Source organism: Streptomyces sp. SPB074 (assembly GCF_000154905.1).
GTDB lineage: Bacteria > Actinomycetota > Actinomycetes > Streptomycetales > Streptomycetaceae > Streptomyces.
This window is the reverse complement of sequence record NZ_GG770539.1, coordinates 2,821,286-2,828,313: the sequence shown is the minus strand read 5'-3', so window position 1 is coordinate 2,828,313 and position 7,028 is coordinate 2,821,286. Positions and strand designations below refer to the sequence as shown.

Sequence of the window (7,028 nt, the reverse complement as noted above, 5' to 3'; positions counted from 1 at the left end):
CGTGAGACAGTTCGGTCCCTATCCGCTGTGCGCGTAGGAATATTGAGAAGGGCTGTCCCTAGTACGAGAGGACCGGGACGGACGAACCTCTGGTGTGCCAGTTGTTCTGCCAAGGGCATGGCTGGTTGGCTACGTTCGGGAGGGATAACCGCTGAAAGCATCTAAGCGGGAAGCCTGCTTCGAGATGAGTGTTCCCACCTCCTTTGAGAGGGTAAGGCTCCCAGTAGACGACTGGGTTGATAGGCCGGATATGGAAGCCCTGTGAGGGGTGGAGTTGACCGGTACTAATAGGCCGAGGGCTTGTCCTCAGTTGCTCGCGTCCACTGTGTTGGTTCTGAAACCACGAATGATCACACACTGCCCCCGTTATTACGGTGTGGCGGGGTGGTCGGGTTTTATAGTGTTTCGGTGGTCATAGCGCGTGGGAAACGCCCGGTTACATTCCGAACCCGGAAGCTAAGCTGCGTAGCGCCGATGGTACTGCAAGGGGGACCTTGTGGGAGAGTAGGACGCCGCCGAACAATTCTTATACGGGGGAGCCCCGCACCAGTATTGGTGCGGGGCTTTTCCGCGTTCACAGGGATGTATTCCGGCCCCGGCTATTGTCGGAGTCATGCGCTACGACCTGGTCATCTTCGACAACGACGGGGTGCTCGTGGACAGCGAGCCGCTGTCCAACACCGTGCTTGCCGCCCACCTCACCGAACTCGGCCACCCCACCACGTACGAGGACTCCCTGCGGGACTACATGGGCGGCGCCCTGCACCGTGTGCACGACACGATCCTCGAACGCACCGGGCAGCGGCTGCCCGAGACCTTCGACGAGGACTTCCACGCACGGGTCTTCGCGGCCTTCGCACGCGAGCTGAAACCCGTCGCCGGGGTGGTCGATGTCCTCGCGTGGCTCAAGGAGAACCGGACCCCCTACTGCGTCGCCTCCTCCGGCAGTCACGAGCGCATCCGCTTCGGCCACGGAGTGACCGGGCTCGACCGCTGGTTCCCCGGGGAACGGGTCTTCAGCGCCGAGGACGTCGGCCGCGGGAAGCCGGCCCCCGACCTCTTCCTCCACGCGGCCCGCGCCATGGGCGTGCCCCCCGCGCGGTGCGCCGTCGTCGAGGACAGCCCGCTCGGGGCCGAGGCCGCGCGCGCGGCCGGGATGGACGTGTACGGATTTACCGCCATGACCCCGGCGGCCTCGCTGGGCCCGGTCACGGCGAGCTTCGCGCGCATGGCCGAACTCCCCGATTTGCTCGGCTGATTGATCTACCGGCTGGTAGCGCGGGCGCCTACGCTCCCGCCATGACCGCTCCCGTCACCATCGACGCGCGCCTGCGGCACGGCAGGGCCGCGCTCGCCCTCAGCTTCTTCGTGCAGGGCGCGGCCTTCGCGCTGCTCGTGACCCGTATCCCCGCCGTCCAGGACAAGTACGGGATATCCGACGGTCTCCTGCCCGTCTTCCTCGCCGCGGTCCCCGTGCTCGCCGGTATCGGGAGCGTCGTCACGGAGCAACTGGTCAAGCGGGTGCGGCCCAGCCGGGTGCTGCGCTGGTCGCAGCCCCTGGCATTGCTGGCCCTGCTCGGGGTCGGCTACGGCGACGGCATGGTGGCCCTGGGGCTCGTCCTCGCCGTCTTCGGCCTCGGTGTCGGCGCGCTCGACGCCTCGATGAACATGCTCGGCGTCAGCCTCCAGCGGGCCTACGGCCGCAGCATCATGCTCGGCTTCCACGCCGTGTACAGCCTCGGCGGCATCCTCGGCGCCTCGCTCGCCTGGGCCGGAGCGCACTGGCACCTCTCGCTCGGTGTCTCCTATCTCCCCCTCGTCGCCATCGCCGTCCCGGCCGCCCTGTCCGGCAGCCGGTGGTACGCCGACGCGCGGCCCGGGGAGGAGAAGAAGGCCGCCGTCCGCGCGGACCAGGAGCGGGCGCCGGGCTCCGGCATCGTCTTCCGGATGCTCCTGCCGCTCTGCCTCGTGATGACCTTCGCGTACATCGCGGACTCGACGGTCTCCAACTGGAGCGCGAAATACCTCCAGGACGTCCTCGGCAGCTCCGAGCAGCTCTCCACCGTCCCCTACAACGTGTACATGGTCACGACGCTCGTCGGGCGGGGCGTCGGGGACTTCGGGGTGCGGAACTTCGGGCCCGTCGTGGTCGTCCGGGCCGGGGCGGTGCTCGCGGCGATCGGCTTCGGGGTCGTGGCGCTGGCGCCCAGCGCCTGGGCCGGGATGTCCGGGTTCCTGCTGCTCGGGCTCGGGCTGTGCGTCCTCGTACCGCAGACCTTCGCGGCGGCCGGGCGGATGTTCCCCCACGCCTCGGACGCCGCCGTCGCGCGGCTCAACATCTTCAACTACGTGGGATTCCTCATCGGCTCCCCGCTCGTCGGAGCCCTCGGCGACGCCTGGAACTACCGCGGCGCGATGCTCGTGCCGCTCGTCCTGGTCCTGGTGACGCTCGTGTACGCGCGTTCCTTCGCGCCCGCCGGGGCCCGGTACGGTGACGGGCATGAGCGGCCTCGCGCACTTGATGTGGGATGACGGTGTCACCGCGTACGACTTCGGCGACGGTCACCCGATGGACCCCGTACGGCTCGACCTGACCCGCAAGCTCGTCGCGGGCCTCGGTGTCGATGCCGCGCTCAAGGTCGTCGCGGCCCCGGCCGCCGGGGACTCGACGCTGCGGCTCGTCCACCGCGAGGACTACATCGCGGCGGTGAAGGCGGCCTCCGCCGAGCCGCGGCACGCCGACCAGCGGTACGGGCTCGGCACCACCGACGACTGGGCGTTCGCCGGGATGCACGAGGTCTCCGCGCTCATCGCCGGGCAGTCCGTCGCCGCCGTCGAGGCGCTGTGGCGCGGCGAGACGGCGCACGCCGTGAACTTCGCGGGCGGCCTGCACCACGCGATGCCCGCCGCCGCCTCCGGCTTCTGCGTCTACAACGACGCCGCCCTCGCGATCGCCCGGCTCCTCGAACTGGGCGCCGAGCGGGTCGCGTACGTGGACACGGACGTGCACCACGGTGACGGCGTCGAGGCCGCGTTCTGGTCCGATCCACGCGTCCTGACCATCTCGGTGCACGAGCACCCGCGCACCCTCTTCCCGAACTCCGGCTGGCCGCAGGAGACGGGCGCCGAGGAGGCGGAGGGCTCGGCGGCGAACCTCCCGCTGCCCGCCGGCACCGGCGACGCCGGGTGGCTGCGCGCCTTCCACGCCGTCGTGCCGGAACTCCTCGCGGGCTTCGGCCCGCAGTTCCTCGTCACCCAGCACGGCACCGACACCCACGTCGAGGACCCGCTCGCGCATCTCGCCGTGTCCCTCGACGCGCAGCGCGCCGTGCAGTCCGCGTGCCACGACTTCGCGCACACGTACGCGGGGGGCCGCTGGCTCGCCCTCGGCGGCGGCGGGTACGCGGTCGCGGACGTCGTACCGCGCTCGTGGACGCACCTCACCGCCATCGCGGCGCACCGTCCCGTGGAACCGCTCGCGGCCGTACCGGAGGCGTGGCGGCACCAGGTGTACGCCGCGACCCGCGAACAGGCCCCGTACCGGATGACCGACGGCCGCTGGCCCGTGCGGTGGCAGCCCTGGGAGGAGGGCTACGACCCGGCGGACCGGATCGACCAGGCGATCATCGCGACCCGCAAGTGCGTCTTCCCGCTGCGGGGGCTGCTTCCGTAACCGCCGGCGTGGGCCGGGGAGCACACCTCCTACGCCCAACGCCCGACCCCGCTCTGGCCACCGCGCCCCACCCGCCTCCCCGCCCCCGCGCGCCGACGTATCGACAAAACGACCCGCTTCCCGCTACGCACGCCCTCTTCGCCTACGTTTTCCCGCTGCTCGCCGGTCCTGCGGCGCACGTCCCCCGCGCCGGGCACGCGCCGGGCGCGCATCGCCCGTCCGCGCCTCCTGGGACGGACCGGCTCACGGGGGCGGACGGGACGGAAGCCGTGGTGGGGCGCGGGGAGACGGCCGGGGCGCGGCGCAGGTCAGCTCGGTCGTGGGACTGGGGGGCACGGGGGCGCGCGTGGCCCCCGCCGGGCCCCGCCGCCAGAGAGGGGCGGGTGGCTCCTCGCGTTCCGCCCGGGGGTGGCGTGCGGGCCGGGTACTACCGGCCGATTACTCGTTATGTACTCAATCCGGCGTGTCTGTCACGGTAAACAGAGGATGCCTGCTCCTCTTCCCCACTCGCATCACCCGCCCCTAATCTGGGGAGTGAGCGCTCAGCGACGAGGAGTCACCGGAGGGGAAGCCGGTGCGCGTCCGAGTGGAAGGTGCAGGTGTAGTGATGGCCACTGCTGACGAGCGTCCTCTCAACGAGGTCCAGTTCCTGACCGTCGCCGAGGTCGCCTCGGTGATGCGAGTGTCGAAGATGACCGTGTACCGCCTGGTGCACAGCGGTCATCTGCCCGCCATCCGGGTCGGAAGGTCCTTCCGGGTCCCCGAGCAGGCGGTGCACGAGTACCTCCGCGAGTCCTACGTGGGGGTGGAGACCGCCTGAGCCCGCCACCCCCTGCCCGGAACCCGGTGCTCGGCCGGGTCCCGGGCAGGGGCGACGCCCTCGATTTAGGGCTCGGGGCGGGGGCGGGTAGGCTGGGCCGACGTAGGTCGTGTGGGCCCATGCAGCCCCGCACCAAGTGCCCCCGCCAGTTGCGGGGGTGTTCCGAGTAGTGAGCGAGGGTTGTTGTGGGCTCTGTCATCAAGAAGCGGCGCAAGCGGATGGCCAAGAAGAAGCACCGCAAGCTGCTGAAGCGTACGCGCGTCCAGCGTCGTAACAAGAAGTGAGCCCCTCCCCGCGCGAGCGGGGCGCTCCACCGCGGCCCTTCCCCGGATTGTTCCGGGGGAGGGCCGCGGTTCTGTGTACGGCGCGGGCCCGCCGGGGCCGTACGGGGCCGCGACCCGTTCCCCTCCCGCGCCCGCTACCGTGGCCCCCGACGGCGTACGCCACGGAAGGGCGGGCGGATCGCGTGGGACGTGTCGTGCTGGTGACGGGGGCCGGGCGCAGGCTCGGGGCGCGGTTCGTGCGGGGCGTGCAGGAGGACCCGGCGGTGGAGCGGGTGGTCGCGGTGGACTCCGTACCGCCCGGACAGCCGCTCGGGCGCGCCCAGTTCGTCCGCGCCGATCTGCGGCAGCCCGTCATCGCGCGCGTGCTCGCCGAGCACGCCGTGGACACCGTCGTGCACCTCGACGTGACCGGGACGGCGCCCGGGGTGCCGCGCGCCGGGGTCAAGGAGACCAACGTCATCGGGAGCCTCCAGCTCCTCGGCGCCTGCCAGAAGTCGCCGTGGGTGCGCCGCCTCGTCGTGAAGTCCTCGACCGCCGTGTACGGTTCGGCGGCCCGCGATCCCGCCGTCGTGGACGAGACGGGCCCGCACCGCGGCCCCTCGCACGGCGGCTTCGCGAAGGACGTCGGTGAGGTCGAGAACTACGTGCGGGGCTTCGCCCGCCGCCGCCCCGATGTCGCGGTGGGCGTGCTGCGCTTCGCCGGCATCCTCGGGCCCGGCGCCGAGTCGCCCTTCGCCGCCTACTTCGCGCTGCCGGTGCTGCCGACCGTGCTCGGGCACGATCCCCGGCTCCAGTTCGTGCACGAGGACGACGCGCTCGCCGTCCTGCGGCTCCTCGCCTGCCTGCCCGAGAGCGCGTCCGCGCGCGGCAACGGCACGTACAACGTCGCGGGCGAGGGGGTGCTGCTGCTCTCGCAGTGCGCGCGGCGGCTCGGGCGGCCCACGGTGGCGCTGCTGCCGCCCGTCGCACGCTGGGCGGGGGCCGCGCTGCGCGGCGCGGGGCTCGGGGACTTCTCGCCGGAGCAGTGGCGCACGCTCACCCACGGGCGGGTCGTCTCCACCGCGCGGCTGCGCGAGGGCCTCGGCTTCACCCCGGCGTACGGGACGGCCGAGACCTTCGCCGACTACGCGCGCGCCCGCGGCCCCGGGCTGCTCCCGCCCGCGCTCCTGGGCACTCTCGTGGACCGCCTCGCCCAGCTCCGTACGCCGTGAACCGCCGCACCCGAAGGAGTCCCGCCCCATGTCCGACGCGAAGGTGATCCCGTTCGACGACGACCGTGCCCGGGAGCGGCGCGGGGAGCGGCGGGACGGCGGCGAGGCGGAGGTGCGCGCACTGCCGGGCGCCGCGCGCGAGCCGGCGGGCCCCGAGTGGGAGCGGCGGCTCGCCGGCGGCCTCGCCTTCTTGCGGCGGCGGCTCACCGGGGCCTACGAGGTGGACGATTTCGGGTACGACGCGGAGCTGACCGAGGGCGTGCTCCTGGAGGCGCTGCGGCCGCTGTACGAGAAGTACTTCCGCGTCGAGGTGAAGGGCCTGGAGCACGTGCCCGCCGACGGGGCCGCGCTCCTCGTCGCGAACCACTCGGGGACGCTGCCGCTCGACGGGCTCATGCTCCAGGTCGCGCTCCACGACGAGCACCCGGCGGCGCGGCGCCTGCGGCTGCTCGCCGCCGACCTCGTCTTCCGGCTCCCCGTGGTCGGTGAGCTGGCGCGCAAGGCCGGGCACACGCTCGCCTGCGCCGAGGACGCCGAGCGGCTGCTGGGCGCGGGCGAGCTGGTCGGGGTCATGCCGGAGGGGTTCAAGGGGCTCGGGAAGCCGTTCGCGGAGCGGTACAAGCTCCAGCGCTTCGGGCGCGGCGGCTTCGTCGCGACCGCCTTGCGGACGGGGGCGCCGATCGTGCCGTGCGCGATCGTGGGCGCCGAGGAGATCTACCCCATGATGGGCAACGCGAAGACCCTCGCGCGTCTCCTCAACCTGCCGTACTTCCCCCTCACGCCGACCTTTCCGTGGTGCGGGCCGCTCGGCGCGCTGCCGCTGCCGACGAAGTGGACGATCGAGTTCGGTGAACCGCTCGACACCGCCGGGCAGCCACCGGCCGCGGCCGAGGACCCCATGCTCGTCTTCAACCTGACGGACCAGGTCCGCGAGCGGATTCAGCACATGCTGTACGAGGCGCTGGTGCGGCGGCGCTCGGTCTTCTTCTGAGGACGCCCGCCGCGCGGGGCGGGCGCCTCGCGACGAGCCGCGCGTACGG

General features: G+C 72.3%; 7 protein-coding genes and 1 rRNA gene. All 8 read left to right on the top strand.

Annotated features, from left to right (window positions below; translation table 11 throughout):
- The first annotated feature begins 404 nt into the window (after positions 1-404).
- The 8 genes from rrf to SSBG_RS11615 all read left to right on the top strand — a co-directional run bounded on the left by rrf (position 405) and on the right by SSBG_RS11615 (position 6,979).
- Positions 405-521 (top strand): 5S ribosomal RNA (gene rrf, locus SSBG_RS11645).
- Between the two features lie 92 nt (positions 522-613).
- Positions 614-1,258 (top strand): HAD family hydrolase, encoded by a 645-nt coding sequence (locus SSBG_RS11640; RefSeq protein WP_008746335.1) that lies wholly within the window; start codon positions 614-616, stop codon positions 1,256-1,258.
- Between the two features lie 41 nt (positions 1,259-1,299).
- Positions 1,300-2,532 carry an MFS transporter gene (locus SSBG_RS11635; RefSeq protein ID WP_037869510.1) on the top strand — a complete coding sequence of 411 codons (1,233 nt, stop codon included), beginning with the start codon at positions 1,300-1,302 and terminating at the stop codon, positions 2,530-2,532.
- Positions 2,501-3,673, top strand: coding sequence for an acetoin utilization protein AcuC (locus tag SSBG_RS11630; protein WP_037869508.1), 1,173 nt, complete (start codon positions 2,501-2,503; stop codon positions 3,671-3,673). The genes SSBG_RS11635 and SSBG_RS11630 overlap by 32 nt, the downstream gene beginning before the upstream one ends.
- A 607-nt stretch (positions 3,674-4,280) precedes the next feature.
- A complete protein-coding gene (locus SSBG_RS11625; protein WP_007823614.1) occupies positions 4,281-4,493 on the top strand; it encodes a helix-turn-helix domain-containing protein in 213 nt (70 codons plus the stop codon).
- A 185-nt stretch (positions 4,494-4,678) separates the two neighbouring features.
- A complete protein-coding gene (locus SSBG_RS30990; RefSeq protein WP_003948845.1) occupies positions 4,679-4,777 on the top strand; it encodes a 30S ribosomal protein bS22 in 99 nt (32 codons plus the stop codon).
- Between the two features lie 182 nt (positions 4,778-4,959).
- Positions 4,960-5,988 (top strand): NAD-dependent epimerase/dehydratase family protein, encoded by a 1,029-nt coding sequence (locus tag SSBG_RS11620; protein ID WP_008746331.1) that lies wholly within the window; start codon positions 4,960-4,962, stop codon positions 5,986-5,988.
- 28 nt (positions 5,989-6,016) lie between these two features.
- Positions 6,017-6,979 carry a lysophospholipid acyltransferase family protein gene (locus SSBG_RS11615; protein ID WP_008746330.1) on the top strand — a complete coding sequence of 321 codons (963 nt, stop codon included), beginning with the start codon at positions 6,017-6,019 and terminating at the stop codon, positions 6,977-6,979.
- The last annotated feature ends 49 nt before the right edge of the window (positions 6,980-7,028 follow it).